2 pseudogenes are annotated in these 1,820 nt (G+C 32.5%); both read left to right on the top strand.

The features are described 5' to 3' along the window. A pseudogene (locus tag AC1DJR_RS30120) lies at positions 1-1,162 on the top strand (FtsK/SpoIIIE domain-containing protein); the annotation flags it as partial. Then, a pseudogene (locus tag AC1DJR_RS30115) lies at positions 1,159-1,820 on the top strand (DUF3952 domain-containing protein); the annotation flags it as partial. The pseudogenes AC1DJR_RS30120 and AC1DJR_RS30115, both read left to right, overlap by 4 nt.

Genomic DNA, 1,820 nt, shown 5'->3' with positions numbered 1-1,820 from the left:
GTAGCGGATACGATTACAATTGACGAATCAGAAAAATGTTTAAAGTTTGTTGAAAGATTAACTCAAGAAATGAAGAATCGTAAACGATTATTAAGTGAATATGACGTTGCAAATATTGAAATGTATGAAAAGGCAAGTGGGAAAGAAATACCACATATTATTATTGCAATCGATAATTATGATGCAGTAAAAGAAGCGAAATTCTATGAGAGTTTTGAAATGATAATTATGCAAATTGTCCGAGATGGTGCTAGTTTAGGGATTCATACCTTAATTAGTGCAGGACGACAAAACGCACTTAGAATTCAATTGTACAATAATATTAAAATCCAAACTTGTTTATATATGATTGATCAAAGTGAAGTAGCTAGTATTGTAGGGAGATCTGATATAAAAGTGGAAGAAACAGCAGGAAGAGCGTTAATAAAACTAGAATCTCCGACATTATTCCAGGCTGCATTGCCTACGAAAGTAGACGATGAACTACAACAAATTCAATTATTACAACAAGGTAGAAGTTGTAGCTCATGATATTGCGGTGAATGATCATTTAATGATTTATAGTGTAGATGATAGTATGAGAAAACAAATTGTAACTAGTATCCTATCTCAATTGAATAAAGATTATTTTGAAAGTGTGACGTTGGTGGATACAGCAGAGTATAGTTTCGTTCAATATAAAGGCAATGTGACACATTACATTGTAGAAGAAAATGAAATAAATATGCATGCGAAGTATTGGATGGAAGTAATTCGCGAACGAGCTCTTGAATTAGCACAAGCAAGACAAGAAGATAGAGAAATTCCTACATTCACAAAACAACTCATTATCATGACAAATGTTGAAGAGTTTAGCAAATTTGTTTATTTAGAAATGGAGGATGCAGCAACTTTAATTGATCTATCTCGTACAGTAGGTATTTACTTTGTATTAGCAGGTCACCACGACTACATGGACCGAAATCGTGAAGCTCTACCTATGAAAATGAGAAGTAAACTAACAGCAGCAGTTATCGCAATGCCATTAAATGATCAAAGTATCTTCAACATAAAATATATAAGCAACGAAGCACCATTAGGTAAAGATGAAGTGTATTACTACCAAAAAGGGAACATAATGAAACTAAAAATGCCTAGAGTAACTAATGAGGTGACAGTATGAAATTAAAGAAGAAAGCTAAGRTGATGATAGTYSTGTCAATAGTRGCAAGTTTATTAAGTGGATGTGGTTTTGGRGAGACGAAGATAGAGTATGAGAGATTAGTAAAGGCGTTGGATGAAGGGGATATGAAGACAGTTATGTCTGCGAGTGATGATGGGTATGCGTATGTGAAAGAAGAGGTTAGGGATAGTACGTTTTGGGCGAAAAATGATAAACGCATTAACGTCGTATATCAAACAACAGGAGCGGTATACAATATCAAAGAAAAAAGGTTCTATGGGACAACTTTACAAGAAATTGCTAGTTCATTAAATAATGAGCAAAAAAAAGAAGAAACTATATATAGAACTAGTATTAAATATGAAGATAATCAATTGAAAAGTCCAGATCAAAGTTTGGATGTTTCGAATGTTCATTTCATATTTGATAGATTGAAGGAATAGATAGTTTAAAACCCAAAAAAGATAAAAAAAGATTTAGTGAACCATCCAAGGTAACATATTACTTAACTGAATCGGAATTTCAAGAAATAATTAATGATAAGTTAAAAGTGGACTACGATAAATTTGATGAAGCAATATTATTAATGGAATTTAATTCGGCGAAAGATACAAAAGAAAATCCTATGGAATTCACTACGATAAGCATAACGATGGGG

This window comes from Bacillus sp. 05T31 (assembly GCF_056396725.1).
Note: the sequence above shows the minus strand (reverse complement) of the source record. Positions and strands in the feature narration are given on the sequence as shown.